General features: G+C 36.2%; 14 protein-coding genes. 4 read left to right on the forward strand and 10 right to left on the reverse strand.

What is annotated here, in order from left to right; genetic code table 11:
* Window positions 1-358: 358 nt before the first annotated feature.
* Together H1P_RS02800 and H1P_RS02805 are read left to right on the forward strand one after the other, a co-directional pair.
* Entirely contained in the window at window positions 359-1,768 is a 1,410-nt protein-coding gene (locus tag H1P_RS02800; RefSeq protein ID WP_144863928.1) for a sensor histidine kinase, read from the forward strand.
* 107 nt (window positions 1,769-1,875) lie between these two features.
* Window positions 1,876-3,345 carry a sensor histidine kinase gene (locus H1P_RS02805; protein ID WP_144863930.1) on the forward strand — a complete coding sequence of 490 codons (1,470 nt, stop codon included), beginning with the start codon at window positions 1,876-1,878 and terminating at the stop codon, window positions 3,343-3,345.
* Here the strand turns inward: H1P_RS02805 and H1P_RS02810 are convergent.
* The 8 genes from H1P_RS02810 to H1P_RS02845 form a co-directional block, all read right to left on the reverse strand.
* Window positions 3,336-4,742, reverse strand: a complete 1,407-nt coding sequence (locus tag H1P_RS02810; RefSeq protein ID WP_144863932.1) for a carotenoid oxygenase family protein — start codon at window positions 4,740-4,742, stop codon at window positions 3,336-3,338. The two genes, H1P_RS02805 and H1P_RS02810, sit on opposite strands and share 10 nt — an antisense overlap.
* A 122-nt stretch (window positions 4,743-4,864) precedes the next feature.
* Window positions 4,865-5,326 (reverse strand): ferritin-like domain-containing protein, encoded by a 462-nt coding sequence (locus H1P_RS02815; protein WP_144863934.1) that lies wholly within the window; start codon window positions 5,324-5,326, stop codon window positions 4,865-4,867.
* A 167-nt stretch (window positions 5,327-5,493) separates the two neighbouring features.
* Window positions 5,494-6,165: a Fe2+-dependent dioxygenase gene (locus tag H1P_RS02820; protein WP_144863936.1), complete on the reverse strand. Its 672-nt coding sequence runs from the start codon at window positions 6,163-6,165 to the stop codon at window positions 5,494-5,496.
* A 210-nt stretch (window positions 6,166-6,375) separates the two neighbouring features.
* Window positions 6,376-7,188 (reverse strand): histidine phosphatase family protein, encoded by an 813-nt coding sequence (locus H1P_RS02825; RefSeq protein ID WP_144863939.1) that lies wholly within the window; start codon window positions 7,186-7,188, stop codon window positions 6,376-6,378.
* A gap of 173 nt (window positions 7,189-7,361) precedes the next feature.
* Window positions 7,362-8,969, reverse strand: coding sequence for an iron uptake porin (locus H1P_RS02830; RefSeq protein WP_144863941.1), 1,608 nt, complete (start codon window positions 8,967-8,969; stop codon window positions 7,362-7,364).
* A 90-nt stretch (window positions 8,970-9,059) separates the two neighbouring features.
* Window positions 9,060-9,296 carry a hypothetical protein gene (locus tag H1P_RS02835; RefSeq protein ID WP_144863943.1) on the reverse strand — a complete coding sequence of 79 codons (237 nt, stop codon included), beginning with the start codon at window positions 9,294-9,296 and terminating at the stop codon, window positions 9,060-9,062.
* A 440-nt stretch (window positions 9,297-9,736) separates the two neighbouring features.
* Window positions 9,737-9,979, reverse strand: coding sequence for a DUF4327 family protein (locus H1P_RS02840; protein ID WP_144863945.1), 243 nt, complete (start codon window positions 9,977-9,979; stop codon window positions 9,737-9,739).
* A 340-nt stretch (window positions 9,980-10,319) separates the two neighbouring features.
* Complete coding sequence (locus H1P_RS02845; RefSeq protein ID WP_144863947.1) at window positions 10,320-11,972, reverse strand: glycoside hydrolase family 3 N-terminal domain-containing protein; 1,653 nt, start codon at window positions 11,970-11,972, stop codon at window positions 10,320-10,322.
* A gap of 758 nt (window positions 11,973-12,730) precedes the next feature.
* Between H1P_RS02845 and H1P_RS02850 the strand changes: the two genes are divergently transcribed.
* Window positions 12,731-13,891 (forward strand): methyltransferase domain-containing protein, encoded by a 1,161-nt coding sequence (locus tag H1P_RS02850; RefSeq protein WP_144863993.1) that lies wholly within the window; start codon window positions 12,731-12,733, stop codon window positions 13,889-13,891.
* A 181-nt stretch (window positions 13,892-14,072) separates the two neighbouring features.
* A complete protein-coding gene (arsS, locus tag H1P_RS02855) occupies window positions 14,073-15,083 on the forward strand; it encodes an arsenosugar biosynthesis radical SAM (seleno)protein ArsS (RefSeq protein WP_144863949.1) in 1,011 nt (336 codons plus the stop codon).
* Between the two features lie 148 nt (window positions 15,084-15,231).
* Here the strand turns inward: arsS and rpe are convergent, their stop codons facing one another.
* A complete protein-coding gene (rpe, locus tag H1P_RS02860; protein ID WP_144863951.1) occupies window positions 15,232-15,921 on the reverse strand; it encodes a ribulose-phosphate 3-epimerase in 690 nt (229 codons plus the stop codon).
* 229 nt (window positions 15,922-16,150) lie between these two features.
* A complete protein-coding gene (mnmE, locus tag H1P_RS02865; protein ID WP_144863953.1) occupies window positions 16,151-17,527 on the reverse strand; it encodes a tRNA uridine-5-carboxymethylaminomethyl(34) synthesis GTPase MnmE in 1,377 nt (458 codons plus the stop codon).
* Window positions 17,528-17,723: the final 196 nt, after the last annotated feature.

Raw genomic sequence — 17,723 nt, forward strand, 5'->3', positions numbered from 1 at the left:
AAAGGATTCTATTTTACACAGCTCCTATTATAAAACCATTGGCTTTAATCATATATCAATCTTTTCTACTACAGAACTTACATAGATACATCTTTTTGGGCTGCTTAATTAATTCATCATTAACTTGGATTAGTTGCAAACTGTGGAAACTAAAAACTATAAAGTAATCTGATATTACTCAAAATTTAGCCAGTTTCTTGAATAATGATAAGTAAGTACAATTTTTTAATTGATTTGGGGGTATGTGGAGCAAATCCTAATATTTAGCAGACCTTCTATCTTAATTTATGAGGGCTTTAGTATTCCATTAATCTGACTTGTCTATATATAAGTCAGAGAAATATAATTAGTATCAAAGATGATTAACAAACACAAAAGTAAAGGTATATCTCATAGATTTCAAATTCGCATTTTGGCTGTATATTGTATTTTAATTCTGTTGACTTTTTCTGGGGCTATTATAGCAATTCGGAGAGTATTATTATTGCGTCTTGATGCGAGAATAGAACAAGCTCTTGAGCAAGAAATACAGGAATTGCAGTTATTATTAGATGGCAAAGATCCAGAGACAGCACAGCCTTTTGGCGGTAACATTACTGCGATTTTCAATGTATTCTTGAGGCGTAATATCCCTATTAGTGATGAATATACAATTGCTTTACTTCCTGATGGTTTTTACGCTTCCGAACCTTCAAGATTACCAAGCTCGATCGGTGCTAATTCTAGAATAGTTAAACATTGGCAAAAACTTACTTTACCAGAGCGAGGAGAAATAGGTGATTCTCACGATCTCATTGCCTATTTAGCCGAACCAATTAGAATTGATCAAGAAGTAAAAGGAGTTTTTGTAGTTGCAATCGCTACTCAAAATCAGCTACAAGAAGTTGATGAAGCAATTTTAATTATGATTCAGGTTACCGCAATTGCCATTGCTATTACTTCGGTTTTGGCTTGGATTTTTACAGGAAAAATTTTATCTCCCTTACGTTCACTGACAAAAACTGCACGAGCAATTAGTAAAAATAATTTAGACCAGCGAATTCAAGTTTATGGTAATGATGAGGTTACTCAACTGAGTATCACGTTTAATGAAATGTTAGAACGACTGCAATCAGCTTTTGTTAACCAACAGCAATTTCTAAGTGATGTCAGTCACGAACTAAAAACTCCCATTACGATTGTTCAAGGTCATTTAGATTTGATGGGGGATAGCCTTGAAGAGCAAGAAGAGACTAAAGAGCTTATTTTTGATGAATTAGAAAGAATGAATCGTTTGATTACCGATCTGAGTTTGTTAGCTAAATCCGAGCAACCTAATTTTTTACAGCTAGAAAAAGTTAGCCTGAGTACTTTAACTGAAGAAATATATATCAAATCTCAAGCAATTGCTTCACGCCAATGGCAATTGGAAGCTGTGGGAATAGGAGAAATACTAGCAGATCGTCAAAGAATAGTTCAAGCAATTACCAATCTGGCTCAAAACGCTACTAAACACACGAAACCAGAAGATACTATTGCTATTGGTTCTGCTATTAATAACAATCACTTTTGTTTATGGGTGCGAGATACGGGAACTGGTATTGCAGAAGAAGATCGACAACGCATTTTTCAACGTTTCCAAACGGTATCAAAAAATCATGATGAAAAAAGTACTGGTTTGGGTCTTTCTATTGTTAATGCGATCGCTCAAGCTCATAGAGGAAAAATTGAATTATCAAGCCGTTTAGGTAAAGGTTCAAAGTTCACTATTGTCTTACCATTAAGATAAGCTTTTTTATAAAAGCTTACATATATATTTTGTGACAATATAATATCATATTTAATTTTTTTAGCTTCTTTCTTGACAAGCAAAAGTTACTTATTGCTTTTCATCACATGAAACATCCCTCGGACTTTAGCGATCGCCAGACAAACGGTCTTCCATGGTATAAAAAAAAATTTATTGAAGTTCGTACTCAAATTTTACTTTGCTATCTTGGTTTATTAGCAATTTTAATGGGAATTTCTATTCCCACAGTTCATAACGTCATTTTTCAACGAATAGATAGTCGTTTACGAGCAGAAATCGCTTCAGAAATTGCCGAATTTGAATCAGATTTTGATCTTAAAAAAAATCAAAATTTATCTCAAGTAAAACAATCAGCGATCGCCTATTTAAGAAATGATTTAGTTGAAAAAGAGCAATATTTTATTATTCTTTTAGAAGACAATTTTTTTCAATCAATTCCTGTAATTTATGATTTACCACAATCACTACAGCCTAATTCGCAATTAATCGAGCGGTTGATTTCACAAAAAGAAACTGTTTCTGGAGAGTTTCAGACTCAAGAGTTGGAAGTTGGCAAAATTATTTACCGCACTTTTCTTTTTGATACACCAGGACAAGATAAAGGAGTTTTTTTGGTTGCTCGTGCTACTTACAGCGAGTATAAAGAAGCAGCTTTAGCAATGCGATTAATTGTCATTGTTACGACTACTTTATTCTTATTAACTTCCATTGGAGCTTGGTTTATTTCTGATTGGATTTTAAAACCTTTAAGGCTCATGTCGGCTACAGCAAAACAAATTAGTGAGAAAGATTTGTCCCAGCGTCTTTCTATTTTAGGACAAGGAGAAATGGCGCAAGTTGCTAGCACTTTTAACGCTATGATGGAACGTTTAGAAAAAGCTTTTCAAACTCAAAAAAGTTTTGTTCGGAATGCTAGTCACGAACTAAAAACCCCTATTACTATTATTCAAGGTCATTTGGATTTGATGGGTGAAGATCCAGAGGAACAACACGAAACCCAAGCTATTATTAATGAACAATTAGATCGAATGACTAGATTAGTTGAAGATTTGTTGATTTTAACTAGGGTTGAACAGCCAGAATTTTTACAACCTGAGTTAATCGAAATCGAAGTTTTTACCCAAAAACTTTTTCAAAAAGCCAAAGTTTTCACTGAAGCTAATTTACAATTAGAAAAAGTAGGACAAGGGAAACTATATATCGATCCCAAACGGCTAACCCAAGCAATCATGAATTTAATCGAAAATGCAGTTCAGCATACACCATTGGGGGGTAAAATCTCCATTGGTTCTGTTTGTAACGAGTCTGATGTCCGCTTTTGGGTAAGGGATACAGGTATGGGGATTGCTCACTCAGATCGAAAGCAAATTTTTAATCCTTTTGCTCGTGCTGCTCATAGCTATCGTCGTTCTAATGGCTTTGGTTTAGGATTATCGATCGCCCAGGCAATAGTTAGTGCTTGTGGTGGTAGTATTATTCTGGACAGCTTGCCAGGAAAAGGCTCTACTTTTACGTTAATTTTTCCCGTTAAAAATTCTTTAGTTATTTATGATTGATTTTTCCAAGTACCATGAAAACTTGGAGGAATAACGCTAGGTAAAGCCAAACTACACACTGGCTCTTCTTCTAAGCGATCGCTATTATAAACCCTTATTTCACTCAAATCTCGCTCGCCGTCATAAACTACTGTAAGTAACCATCCTGAGTCGGGGTTATTTGGTTGAGAGACATAAATCGGTTCGGAAGGATACATATTTGCACCCAGATCCGTAAAGGATAAATTACCTGTTTGGCGGTCAAATCTAGCGATCGCTGTTAGGAGTTCTTGACTGATATCGACATTATCTCGATGGGTAGATAAATAGGTGTAACGCCAAGACTGTCCAACGTCTTGTGGTGCTAGCATCGGAAATTCGCAGTGACGATCTAATAATTGCTGTGTTTCGCTTACTTTTGCTGTTTGAGGATTAATTATGGCTTGCCACAGTGTTCCTTTTGCTGAAGTCTTGGTATTTCCTGTAGCGACTTCTTTGAGGTATTGATTAGTTTTGAAATCTTCGTAACGGACAAATTCGATTACGATATTGCCATCACTATTTACATAACCATTGGTATGATGCCATTGATACCAAGGATCGGTTTCCCCTTGACTTACCAAAGAGAGTTCGTGACGGTCAAATATCCAGATTTGTGTTCCTAATTGGGGTTTCCATTCCATCGCATCACTGTAAGATTTTCTTCCCAAAAGCACAGGAAGTACATTAACCCTCACAGGAGAGATTACAAAGACTAAATAGTCCCCTGCTAGAGCAAAATCATGCATTAAAGGTAACCCTGGCAGGGAAACCTCTTTTTTCTTCGTAATTTTCCCCGTAGCGTCGCTTTTATAAATATTGAGAGTAGTTTCTTTACCAGGACTAATGCCAAAATTAAAAATTTCTCCTGTAGCAGCATCTACTTTAGGATGAGCAGAAAAAGACAAATCATTAAGAGTATTCTGTAAATTGTCCGTGCCGATTGTTTCTAAAGTAGCTAAATCCAAACTGTGGGGTACACCCCCTTCCCAAAGAGCCAATAGGCGATCGCTTAAAGCCAAGACAGAGATGTTCGCACAATTTTTGACTGGTTTAGTCGCATTGTTCCAAAACGCCCCAGGCGCAGTCATGCCATAGTTAGGGAAGAGATATTTCTCAGCTTGACTTTCGGCGATGTAACCTTCTGTCTGCACATACTTGTAGGTTGCATTTGCACCCTCAGCAGTAAAATTAATCCCTAAAATCGCACCATCTCCATCAAACAAATGTCCCACTCTTTGCTTACCCCTATTTAAACGAGCAGGGCCATTACGATAGAGTGTCCCTCTGAGGGTATCAGGTATAGCACCAGAAATCACAGTCAAAGGAGTTTTATTAAATTCTCTTGCTGGATTGGCGATCGCTTTTTGCCAAGACATAGTTTTCAGGAATAAGGAGAAAGGAATAAGGATTAAGGAAGGAAAGCAGAGAGAATGGAGTAAAGATCAAAAAGCCAACGAGCAACAAGCAACGAGCAACTAACCACTAACAACCAACAATTTTATTTTGTCTTTGAGGTGGAAGTAAAAGAATAGTCTCGTAACATTTTCTTCAATTCCAAAGTATGCATTTCCTCATTACCTATCATAGTACGAGCATATTCTTCTAGATATACGCTGGAATTTTCTACTACTTCTAAGAGTTCTTTATAAAGACTGAGAGCTTTTTTTTCGTGTTCTAGACTTTCTTGTATGATCTCTTCTATCGCATGGTGAGAACTTTCTTGAACAGGGGCAATTTTCAGGCTGGGATGACCTTCATCAAGTCCTGTAATAATCTCTCCTGCTTGTTGGGCGTGAGTTAAAGATTCGGTAGCTTGGGCTTTAAAAAAATCTACCAAAGGAATACGATAAGGCCCTGTTATCATCAGAGAATAGTGAGTATAACGAACAACTCCCGCAAGTTCATATTCCATAATCTCATTGAGAGTTTTAATAGTAGACTTCACATCTAATTCTTTCATCGATAGCTCCTCAAATTTATTTAACAAATCATTTGTTTATTGATGACAAAAATCAACTTTCAACTCATCCAAGTTATTTACTCATTATTACTTGCTGCTGATTATTTTGTTGCCCCTCAACTTATCTAAGTATATTGAAAAGCTGCTCACTGATTAGGTGATTACTGCTACACTTCAGCCCATTTCCGCAGTAAGTTAGCAATACTTTTGGAAATTAAATCAAACTCGGCTGTTTTACCATCTCTTGTAAAGATAACTCTTCTTGCAGTTTCAAGATCGAAAAGAATTTCTCTGTCGCTCGCACTTCGCACCAAGCTTTGCACCCAACCCACCGCCACAAAACGAGTACCTTGAGTTACTGGATTGACTCGATGTAAAGTTGTCGCAGGATAAATAATTGCCGAACCTGCTTCTAGCTTATAAGATTTTTCCTCATCAGCACCTTCAATGACTAATTCTCCTCCTTTATATTCTGAGGGGGAACTGATAAAGATAGTAAAAGATACGTCGGTGCGCCACATCCTACCATTATTCATTAAAGCATTATCTACGTGGCGATCATAAGACATTCCCACATCGTAACGACTAAAAAGAATTGAATGAATTGACTTAGGGCGCACTGCGGTTTGAAATAGGTTGTTGCGATTGAGAGCCGATTGAACTTGTTCGCTTAGTTGTTTTCCTAAAGTAGTTTGTTTACTTAATTGCTGATTATTTTTAACTAATTTAGCGTGCCAACCTGCGGTTAATTTCCCGTCAGTAAATTCGCCTTCAGCAAGAGAGGAAGTAATTTTTGCTATTTCTTGTTTAGTAATTACGCTAGGAATAGAAAAGATCATATTTTAGGGAAGAAGGAAAAGAAGATAGGGGAGGTAACAGGTAATCATAGGTAATATGTGACAATTAATTAATAACAACTAACAACTAACAACTAACAACTAACAACTAACAACTAACAACTAACAACTAACAACTAACAACTAACAACTAACAACTAACAACTAACAACTAACAACTAACAACTAACAACTAACCGATAATAATAATAATTAATTTCCTATTAATGCCCAATCTTCTGGCAACATATTAGCGATCATTTCAAAACTGCCGTTCCCGTCAGGCTTTAACACATAAGCCATGCCTTGAGGTGCAGGATAGATACCTGTTGCCGACTCAAAAATATCATCATGACCGACAATAACTGTATTTGTGCCACTGTCTGGTACAGCAGTTAGTAAAGGCATGACATTATTTTTCATTTCTTCTACTTGTTCATTGGTATAGTCTTCAAAAGGAAGAAAATTAAGTGCAGCATTTTTTTCATACTCACCAAAAGCGATACTCGCAGTTTGCCAAGCACGACAATATTCACTGGAAATCACCTCGCCCACAGGAATAGAATTTTCTTCAAAGGCTTTTTCAATTACTCTTGCTTGTCGCCATCCATATTCACTAAGAGTGCGCTGAGTAGAACAGTTATTTACATCAGCAGTTACTTGATCGGCGTAATCTTGTTCTGTTTGAGCGTGCCGAAAATAGATTACGTAACCACCTTGTTTTAACGTACTTAATAATTCACTACTATTGAGTTGGTCTTGAAAATCGGCATTAGCTTCCTCCCCTGGAGTCATCTCGGTAGCTCCTTCACCACCTTCGCCACCTTCACCGCCTTCACCGCCTTCACCACCTTCGCCACCTTGAGCAATCAGATTAGCCGTAGCAATATCTTCTGTTAATTGCAGACTATTACTAACTTCAGTTTCTTCAACAACTACTTCTACTGCTTGGGTTGCGGAAGCATTAACAACAGTAGCTAAACCGATAGCCAGAAATAATTCTACAGATTTTAGTTTTTTGTTCATCACAATATCAATTTCTATTTGTACTAAGGTTGTATATTACTATTAGTGCTATAGATTATCAATAATTTTTAGAATTAGTTAGAAACTTATAACAATTAGCAAGAACTGTCTCAACAATCTACAGAGAAAGTGAAACAGCCCTAGCCCTAGAAATTATTTTTGGTGCTTAAGAGTTAAAAAGCAAATGTGGTGCGGATTGTTCCAATAATCAGATCGTCGTTATTGCTATTGTTATCAGGCGCACTTACCCAAATTACTCCAGGAGTAACAGCAATATTGTCGTTGAGTTGATATTGATAAAAAGCCTCAACACGGAAAGAAGTATCTTCATCTTCACCAAGGGCATCAATACTAGAATCTGTAACCCAAGGTTCCATCCCAACAATTAATCCCGCTAAGTTGCCTTCTTTCCCTAAGTCTGGTAGGGCTAGAGTAGCAGCCCACTGCCAAATAGTTTGTGTTCCGCGATCTATTTGTCCATCTAAGCTAGAATTAGCAATTACTTTAGACAGACTACCCCACGCACCAACAATAATGCGATCGCTGACTTCCCAAGAAGCTTGTAAGCCATAAGAATCAGAAACAGTAGAGACTGCTTCGCCGAATTCTTCTTCAGTAAAGGATTGTAGATTAGCAAGGCTACTACCAGTTTCAGTATCACTTTGATCGCGACTATGGGTATATGTAGCAGCTAGAGTTAAGCTTTCAATAGGGTTAAAAGAAACTTGCCCAATGGCTGTATAAGGAGCGTTGAAGATACCACCGTTATCACTAGGATCGTTGGCAGGAGATGCTAAATACCCTGCACTCAGTTCAATTTTTTCTCCGAAGCGATGGGTAACGCCCAAACCAGCATCTCCCGCTGGAAGATAAATCGGGCTACGAGTTCCAAAGGCAGACACTGCCCCTGAACCACCATCCCCATCTAAAACACTGATCGTACTAGCAATATCATCGGCTGCTGTTCCCGCAGCACCTACTATAACTTCTGTATTTTCACCAATGGGGAAGGTATAAAACAAGACTTCCAAACCAAGATCGTTATCGGCTGGTTCAGCAAAAGCTAGATCGCCCTGAAAAGTTCCTGTTTCATCAGCCAAAGAAGGGGCATTGCCTGTGGAAAGACGAGTAAATAGTAAATCATCTCCACTAAAGCTAGTTTCTAACTCTAATCTTACGCGATCGCCGAGTGTTACTTGACTATCAATATCTTCCGTATCATCGTTTCTTGAGCCAGTGAAGGCATTACTTAAGCCAAAGATTACCTCTCCCGCAAGTTTAGTAGTGGTGGAAAACTGATTATCTTCAAGAAATGCCGTACGACTTTCTAGGCTATCGATTCTACCGCCAATAGTGGCGAGTTCAGCTTCAAATTCTTGGGTCAAGCGATTGATAGTATCGATATCTTCTCTGACTACAGCTTCACTAGATGCAATCAAACGTTCAATCTGATTCAAACAAGAGTTTAAACCCGCAGCAAATTCGTAACGAGATAAAGCTTGAGAACCCCGATAAGTTTGGTTGGGAAAACCTGCAATACAACCATAGCGATCTACTAGAGAGCGTAATGCCTCATAAGCCCAATCCGCAGGAGAAACATCTCTTAGTTGATTAACGTTTGTTACCTGATTGAAATTGTTAGTAATGCCTTGATTTTTTCCTTCTTGGCTATATTGTTGCAGTTGTTGAAAATTAGATTCTGAGGCTGTTTGAGCAACCACTGCATTAGAAAAACCTAGTAACGATGCAGCTACTAGAGCAAAAGTTTTGAAAGTAGACATAATGTAAAATCCTCACACCAATAATTAAGGATGAATGATAAATGATGAATTATGAAGTAGCAGATAGCAAGGGGTAAGTTTTTTTAGTTATCAGTTACCTGTGATCGCTGATTCCCAAGCTTCCACCAGGGGTAACTGTTGGATTGCTTGCTCTTTAAAATAAGCTAAACCTCGATCTACCTCTGCTGCATAAGCGTCTGCTTGAGCAGTTAATCTAGGAAGTTTCCCAGTGCTAGCACTACTCGAACGTCCAACTTGAGATAATAAAGTAGTACCAATTCCTGTTGCTGCTGCAACTTGTAGTAATTGACGACGATTCCAATTCATGTTTTTGGACTTATTAGAAATTAATTTTGATAGCTAACTAAGATAGCGATCGCTTATATAATGGCAATGATTAGATTGATTTGTCAATGATTGAAACCAACCACAATATATTATCGTTTATTGCTTGAAGTTAATAAACTTTATCAATAAGCACCGCTATTCGTTTGTTTATCAATCTTGATGAAGCCATAAAAAAGTAGAAGCAATTCATAAATCACTTCTACCTTCTAAAAAAAACTAAAGCTTACTGAAATATCCAAAAGCTAACTCTTGTGATTAAGATTAACTTTAGTTGGTTATAGAATAAAATCAATGGTTTTTGATTTTATTTTAGTTTCCTATTGTTGAGAGAAATCTTAAATTCATCAAACTGTTCGATTGGTTATCATAATTTTTTTAATCTTGGAATGACGTAAATTCAGGAAATTTAACGCCACTAATTAGTCATTTTCCCATGTTTCGTCTGCAACCAAATCGCCAATGGAATCCCTGAGTAAATATTCACATCTTTCTAATTGATATTCAATACACACCCATTCGCGAGCGGGAATATATTCACAGAGAGTATATATGGGTTGCTGACGGCTAACAGTTCCTTTTTCAATCAGATGACGAGCTTCGTCTTTAATGGCATCTATAGAGTAATTAATATAATGGTTGTGGGAGATAGTAGCAACGCTCATGAATAGTCACCGCAATAATTTTTTGTTATCAAGTTACATAATAATAATATAGAACAAATTCTGTGTAGTATGGATAAAATTTTGTCTGTATCCAATTTTACAATAATTATTACAATAATATTAGATGTTTGTTACGCTAACTAGGTAAAATTTTGATAAATAAAAAGTTAAAATTCTACGAACTCAGAACACTTAAAAGCCTTGAGACTTATATTTTAACAATCTTACGTAGTTTAAAAGTCTCAAGATAATTTTCTCAATATTTTCCGTATTTCTAAAGATTTGAAATATTTTAGTGTTGCTGAATGCATAAGGATTTAAATTTAACGTGCTACTATAACTAAAAACCAAAATTATCCATATTGGTTATATATCTGGCTTCTCGATCTTGAGAGGATGATAAATTAAATAAAGTTTTAAGGGCGATCGCTTGTGCCAGAGCCATTTGACCATAGGTAAAAACCCAAGGTAGATCGGGCTTTAAGCGAGGGAGAAACCACTCTAAAACGTAAGGACTACCATAGATAATTAAAGCTATAAGGCGATCGCTTCGCGCCAGCCCTTCAGGCTGTCCGCAACGCGCCTCGCCAACGGCGAGATCGCTTTTTAACAGTTGACTATATTGAGCGATCGCTTCTGAAGTTAAACCCGCACTTCCCCGAAAGGGATTCCCCCGAATAAATAATTGCAGTAAAGTGGCTTTGCGATCGCTGGAGACAGATTGTAAACTATTCTGGTCGAGAATTTGTCTTTGATAACCTAATTGTTGGGGAATTGCGATCGCTGGTGTGGATAAATCGAGAAAATTACTATTTAAAACATCATCAACTACTATTAAATTACGACAAGGGTTATTTGTGGGAATTTGAAGCGGTAAATTACCCCCAGTTTGCAAAGAATCTTCGATAATTTCTCTTACGACAACCAAACTATTATTTTCATTTTCTATTCCCTCTTCAAGGGGTTTCACTGAAACTTCTCTAGTTGTTTTTCTTTTAGCTGCGATAATTCTATTTAAAGAGCGATCGATTCTAGCTTCTGAAATTTTTCCTGAGATAACAGCTTGATAAATAGAGTCGATCGCCACTTGAGGATTATCGGGCATTAATAAGATATCAACCCCTGCATCGATCGCCATGACTGCAATTTCTTCAGGAGAAGCATATTTAGTGATTCCTCCCATAATTAGCGCATCGGTAATAATTAAGCCATTAAAACCCAATTCTTGTCGCAGTTTCCCTGTCAAAATGGATTGAGATAGAGTTGCAGGATGTTCATTGTCCCAAGCAGGTATAGTAAGGTGTGCTGTCATCACACTATCTACTCCTTTAGCGATCGCACTTTTAAAAGGAGGTAATTCTATTTCTTGTAAACGAGACTCATCATGATTAATAACAGGTAAGTCTAAATGGGAATCTATAGCGGTGTCTCCATGTCCAGGGAAATGCTTAGCTGTGGTTAAAATAGGGTATGGTTGTGCGCCTTCAATAAAAGCAGTAGTTAAGGGACTTACAATGTCTTGGCGATCGCTAAAAGCTCGAATATTGATTACGGGATTGTTAGGGTTATTATTAACATCCACCACAGGCGCAAGTAACCAGTTAATGCCAAGGGAAATAGCTTCTTGGGCGGTAATTGCTCCCATCTGTGTGGCATACTTTTGGGCGGTAACCAAGTCTTTTTTGGCGATCGCTCCTATTGCCATTGGAGGGGGAAACCAGCTTTTACCAGAGAATCTTTGTCCTACACCTTCTTCGATATCGGCTGCAATCAAGAGAGGAGTTTGCGCCCAGGATTGTAATTGCTGCGATCGCTCTCTTAGTTCTACCGCACTACCTCCCAACAGAATGACACCACCAAGATTTAATTCTTGTAGCCATTTCTGGAGAGTCTGGTTATCAGCTTCCCATTGAGGATAAAGTCTTTGGCGATCGCTTAAATATCCGGAAGCACGCACCACAATCATTTGACCAATTTTTGCTTTTAAATTCATAACTTTGCTTGTGGCTAATGGTTTTTAATATTACTACAATTGGTATTGTTGTGGATAATTCTGAATAGAGATTTGAGGGTAATATGCTATTATTTGCTGATTATTTTCTCGATAAAAATCACTAATTAATTTATTCAAATATTCCATGTATGAATATGTTTTATCTTCATTTTTTAACTCGATAAATTGAGGATAAAACAAAGTCCCTAATCTCAAGAAATAATTATTTTTAGTATTAAAAACTGATTTAACAATATTTTGATATCTTGTAATTTTAATTTCAGGAATTACTTAATATTTATGCCTAAAATAAGCAAATTTATTTTGGCAATTCAAATTAAATTTTTTATATGATGTTTATCAGTGTAAATACTTAAATGACTTTACATAAACAATCCCAAAAAACTGCATAAATATTATTTTTACCATTGATTATTGACTATGATTAATTTATTCACGAGTAAGCAGAATAATAACTTTTATTCATTCACAAAACCTTAAATGAAAAACAATTAAGCTATTTCTCAGGTTAAATTAAGTTAATTTGTCTTAAATAAATCTGTAATGTAGAAAAAAAATTAAATTATTAAGTAAAAATGTTTATTTGATGTGCATAACACTTTATATTCAGATAAATTCAGTGTAAAATCTAGAATTACCCAGAAAAACCCTAACTATCGTTAAAAATCATCAAAATTGAGTAAAAGGATCGAATATCTGTGACAGAAACTACCACATCAGCCCAAAATTCTCCTGTAATGTCTTATGACATAGAGTCAGAAGTTTTAGAAAGATATCAAGAGGGCGCGAAACAACAACAACCGAGTTTATGTTGTCCTACAGAATATGAAGGTAATTATTTGCAAATCTTACCAGAAGAAATTATTGCCAAAGATTATGGTTGTGGCGATCCTACTCGCTATGTCAATGAAGGTGAAACCGTAGTTGATTTGGGATCGGGTGCTGGTAAAAACTGTTACATATTAGCGCAAAAAGTTGGTGCAACAGGGAAAATCATTGGTGTTGACTTTAATGATGAAATGTTATCTTTAGCGCGAAAATATCAAGATGAAATTGCTAAAATAATAGGCTATCATAATACACAGTTTGTTAAAGGTAAAATTCAAAACTTAAGACTACCTTTAGATAAATTACAAAGCTGGTTAGATAAAAATCCGATCAAGAATATTAATGATCTTAGTAATTACGAGCAAGAATGCGATCGCTTACGTCAAACAGAAACCTTAATTCCTGATAATAGTGTTGATGTCGTTATTTCCAATTGTGTTTTGAATTTAGTCAAACCTGAAGACAAGAAACAACTTTTTCAAGAGATTTTTCGGGTTCTTAAACGAGGTGGCAGAGCAGTAATTTCTGATATTGTATGTGATGAAGACCCTACTCCTAACATTATAAACGATCCTGAATTATGGAGTGGCTGTATTGCAGGAGCATTTCGTGAAGATAGCTTTTTGAAAATGTTTGAGGATGCAGGATTTTATGGAGTAGAAATATTAAAAAGAGAAGAGACACCTTGGCAAGTTATTGATGGTGTTGAATTTCGTTCTATGACTTTAAGGGCTTACAAAGGTAAACAAGGAGACTGTTGGGAACGCAAACAGGCTATAGTATATAAAGGTCCTTGGAAACAAGTTCAAGATGATGATGGTCATACCTATTGTCGTGGTGAAAAAATGGCAGTTTGCGATAAGACTTATCAGATTTTAACTAATGCTAATAGTCCTTATGCTAAAGATATTATTGGCATTGAACCTTATGAAAATATTCCTTTAGAAGCAGCAACAGAATTTAACTGTAAGAATAAAGCAATTCGTCATCCCAAAGAAACTAAAGGGGTTGAATACAAACTTACAAACATGAATGACAGTGATTGTTGCGCTGCTGGAGAATGCTGTTAATTCATCAATCATTGAATATTTATCATTTATTGATTTAGAGCAATCAAGTAGGTTGGGCAAAATATTAATTTTTTAATGCTTAATTACTCAATTTTAGTAATTTGCCCACCTTGGACAAAATATTAAGCTCAAAAATATTGTTTGATTTGATATGACTATTACTTGCTAGATATTATAAATAATGAATACACAAACTTCTCCGATTCCCAACACTTCCTCAATAACTCCCTTTAGAAAAAAGATAAATTATGGCTTAACTAAAAATAAAATCACTGTTCTCCAAGTAAATTTAGGGCGCAAATGTAATCTTGCTTGTACTCATTGTCATGTAGAAGCTAGCCCCAAAAGAACCGAAGAATTATCTTCCGAAGTTTGTCAACAAATTATCGAAATAATTAATCGTTTTCCACAAATTAAAATAGTAGACTTAACTGGTGGTGCGCCAGAAATGAACTATGGTTTTGAAAAAATTGTCGAAGCTGCAAGAGCAAAAGAAAAAGAAGTAATTGTTCGCTCTAATCTTACTATTTTTTTTGAGTCAGGATATGAATATTTACCAGAATATTTTGCCAAAAACAAACTACGAGTTACGGCATCTTTACCTTGTTATTTGGAATCTAATGTAGACAAGCAAAGAGGAACAGGAGTTTATAATCAATCGGTTTTAGCCATCCAAAAATTAAATCAATTAGGATATGGAACACAAGCTAATTTGATACTTGATTTAGTTTATAATCCAGCATTGCCAAAAGATACCAATTTCTCATTAACACCTAATCAACAGCAGCTAGAGCAAGATTATAAAGCTTATCTACTAGAACACTTCAATATTAAATTCAATAATCTTTTTACCATTACTAATATTCCAATTGGTCGCAGTAAACAATATTTACAAAGAAAAAATATACATAATGACTATATCAAATTTTTAGAAAGTCATTTTAATTCAGGAACTTTATCTCATGTTATGTGCCGTAATGAGCTATCAATAGATTATCTGGGTAATATTTACGACTGTGATTTTAATCAGATGGAAAATATCGCAGCTACGGATTCTAGTGGTAAAAAAATAACTATTACTGATTTATTAGAAGCTAATAATCTTGACTTAATTACAGAAATTAAAACTGCTAATTACTGTTACGGTTGTACCGCAGGAAGTGGGTCTAGTTGTGGTGGCTCTTTGACATAATTTTTAGTAATTACATTGCCAAAAAATAAAGTAGCCTTTTGAGAGACTACTTTGATTAAATTGAATTGAACTTCGCTAAATTAAAAAAATTATCGATTGCATTGTGCCTAGTCCTCAGCAAGATTGCTTTTTTAATATTTACAAATACCTATGCTGTAACTAATTCAGGACGTTTACTGTTGCGAATTCCTTCAATAGCTTCTGCATAATCTGATGCTTTAAATACCGCAGAACCAGCAACAATCGCATTAGCACCAGCTTCTAAAACTTGCCAAGTATTATGGACTTTTAATCCGCCATCTACTTCAATCCAGGGATCTAAACCTCTTTCATCACACATTTGACGTAATTTGCGAATTTTAGACACCATTTCAGGAATGAAGCTTTGACCACCAAAACCAGGGTTGACACTCATAATCAAAATGAGATCGCATAGAGGCAATACATACTCAATAAGTTCTAAGGGTGTAGAAGGATTTAAAACTACACCAGACTGTTTGCCTAATTCACGAATTTGACCGAGAGTACGATGTAAATGGGGGGATGCATTATGTTCTGCATGAACAGAAATAATATCGGCACCAGCTTTGGCAAAACCTTCTACATATTTCTCAGGCTCAACGATCATTAAATGAACGTCTAAAGGCTTTTTAGTAAGGGGACGAATCGCATCTACGATTAAAGGACCAATAGTGATATTAGGAACGAATCTCCCATCCATAACATCAACATGAATCCAATCTGCACCAGCCTCATCAACTGCTTTAATCTCTTCTCCGAGACGACTAAAATCGGCTGATAATATTGATGGTGATATAACTACTTTTTTATCGCTCATTGCTGTTCCTCTCTATAGCGTCTTGATTTTTTGTATCAATCTTAACAAAAATTTAATCTTTCTTAGGATAATATACCACACTCTTGATATGGGCTTATGGTTGAGCAACTATTAAATATAATGATTTCATCACTAATTTATAATTTCTATCATAGTAATACTGAATTAGTGTAAGGGATTATAAGAAAACTACTTGCTAATTACTTATCATTCATCATTCATGCCTCATTTATTTTCCAATACAGAAACGGCTAAAAATGCGGTCTAAAACTGATTCGGTTACTCCTTCTCCTGTGATTTCGCCTAAAGCCTGAATTGCTGCTCTAAGATCGATTGTCCAAAAATCTAGAGGAAGGTTATTTTGAATAGTTTCTTGAACTTGGTTTAAAGCATTTTGTACTCTATATAATGTGGTTGCTTGGCGTTGATTAATCGCAATATCGGAGTTGGTTATTTCCAGATTTCCTGTTTTAACAGCGTCTAAAATAGCAGTTTCTAAAGCATTAATTCCTTCATTTTGGGCAGCAGCAGTCATGACAACGCTTTTGATTTCTGGGGGATATTGGATATTATCAGGAGTCGCTAAATCAATTTTATTAATTATAAGAATCAAAGGACGATTTTTAACTTGTTGATAAATTAGATTATCTTCTGCTGTCCAACCTTTTTCCGCATCAATAGTCAGTAACACCAAATCCGCAGATTCGGCTGCTTTGCGCGATCGCTCTACCCCGATTTTTTCCACAGTGTCGCAAGTATCTCTAATACCCGCCGTATCTAATACTTGCACGGGAATTCCTCCTACTACTAAAGTAGATTCAATTACATCACGGGTAGTACCTGGTAATTCTGTCACAATAGCGCGATCGCTACGACTCCAAGTATTGAGTAAGCTAGATTTTCCCACATTAGGACGACCCACAATAGCAACTTTTAAACCACTTCTGAGTAATTCTCCTCGATCCGCAGTAGCTAAAATACTTTCAACTTTGGATAACAATTCTTGGATTTGCTGACGGATGCTATTTTCGTCTAAAGGGGGTAAGTCATCTTCAAAATCAATTCTGGCTTCTACTTCCGCTAGAATATCGAGACAAGTTTTCCTTAACTCTTGAATCGGATGAGCGAGTTTTCCCTTTAATCCTGCCAATGCCACTTGAGAGGCTTGAGAAGATTGAGCCGATACTAATTCAGCAACGCTTTCGGCTTGAGTAAGATCGATTCTACCATTGAGAAAAGCTCTGAGGGTAAATTCTCCTGGTTGAGCGAGTTTCGCTCCTTGTTGTACACACAGTTGCAACACTTCCTGTACCGCAATAATACCCCCATGACAATGAAACTCCACGACATCTTCTTTGGTGTAAGAACGAGGAGCGAGCATTAGTAATAACAATGCTTCATCAATTGTCTGCTTGGTTTCAGGGTGTTGAATATAGCCATAAAGTATCTGATGGCTTGACCAAGTTTGCTTACCTACCGCGTGAAAAATTTTTTTGGCAATCGCAACGGCTCGCTCTCCTGATAAGCGTACAATACCAATACTGCCTTGTTGCGCTACTATAGCAGTGGCAATCGCAACAATGGTTGCTCCCTGAATTGTTAACATTACAATAAATCTCTGGATTTTTTTTACACTATACGGTTTTCTTTATGCCTAATTGTTGTGTAGCATTAAATCAGTAATTACACAGAGTTACTATTAGTTCGCGAGTATCCTGAATGCATAAATTGTACCAAGAAGATAATTCGCGCCCGTTTACCGTTTTGCCAAGATCCAAGAAAAATCGTCGAAAACCACTTAA

The sequence above is a fragment of the Hyella patelloides LEGE 07179 genome (assembly GCF_900659865.1).
Lineage (GTDB): Bacteria > Cyanobacteriota > Cyanobacteriia > Cyanobacteriales > Xenococcaceae > Hyella > Hyella patelloides.

Coding starts and splice junctions, on each gene's coding strand:
- H1P_RS02805 (WP_144863930.1), top strand. CDS start 1,876: ATGAAACATCCCTCGGACTTTAGCGATCGCCAGACAAACGGTCTTCCA.
- H1P_RS02845 (WP_144863947.1), bottom strand. CDS start 11,972: ATGAATTTAAAAGCAAAAATTGGTCAAATGATTGTGGTGCGTGCTTCC.
- H1P_RS02840 (WP_144863945.1), bottom strand. CDS start 9,979: ATGAGCGTTGCTACTATCTCCCACAACCATTATATTAATTACTCTATA.
- mnmE (WP_144863953.1), bottom strand. CDS start 17,527: ATGTTAACAATTCAGGGAGCAACCATTGTTGCGATTGCCACTGCTATA.
- rpe (WP_144863951.1), bottom strand. CDS start 15,921: ATGAGCGATAAAAAAGTAGTTATATCACCATCAATATTATCAGCCGAT.
- H1P_RS02800 (WP_144863928.1), top strand. CDS start 359: ATGATTAACAAACACAAAAGTAAAGGTATATCTCATAGATTTCAAATT.
- H1P_RS02835 (WP_144863943.1), bottom strand. CDS start 9,296: ATGAATTGGAATCGTCGTCAATTACTACAAGTTGCAGCAGCAACAGGA.
- arsS (WP_144863949.1), top strand. CDS start 14,073: ATGAATACACAAACTTCTCCGATTCCCAACACTTCCTCAATAACTCCC.
- H1P_RS02830 (WP_144863941.1), bottom strand. CDS start 8,969: ATGTCTACTTTCAAAACTTTTGCTCTAGTAGCTGCATCGTTACTAGGT.
- H1P_RS02815 (WP_144863934.1), bottom strand. CDS start 5,326: ATGAAAGAATTAGATGTGAAGTCTACTATTAAAACTCTCAATGAGATT.
- H1P_RS02820 (WP_144863936.1), bottom strand. CDS start 6,165: ATGATCTTTTCTATTCCTAGCGTAATTACTAAACAAGAAATAGCAAAA.
- H1P_RS02850 (WP_144863993.1), top strand. CDS start 12,731: ATGTCTTATGACATAGAGTCAGAAGTTTTAGAAAGATATCAAGAGGGC.
- H1P_RS02810 (WP_144863932.1), bottom strand. CDS start 4,742: ATGTCTTGGCAAAAAGCGATCGCCAATCCAGCAAGAGAATTTAATAAA.
- H1P_RS02825 (WP_144863939.1), bottom strand. CDS start 7,188: ATGAACAAAAAACTAAAATCTGTAGAATTATTTCTGGCTATCGGTTTA.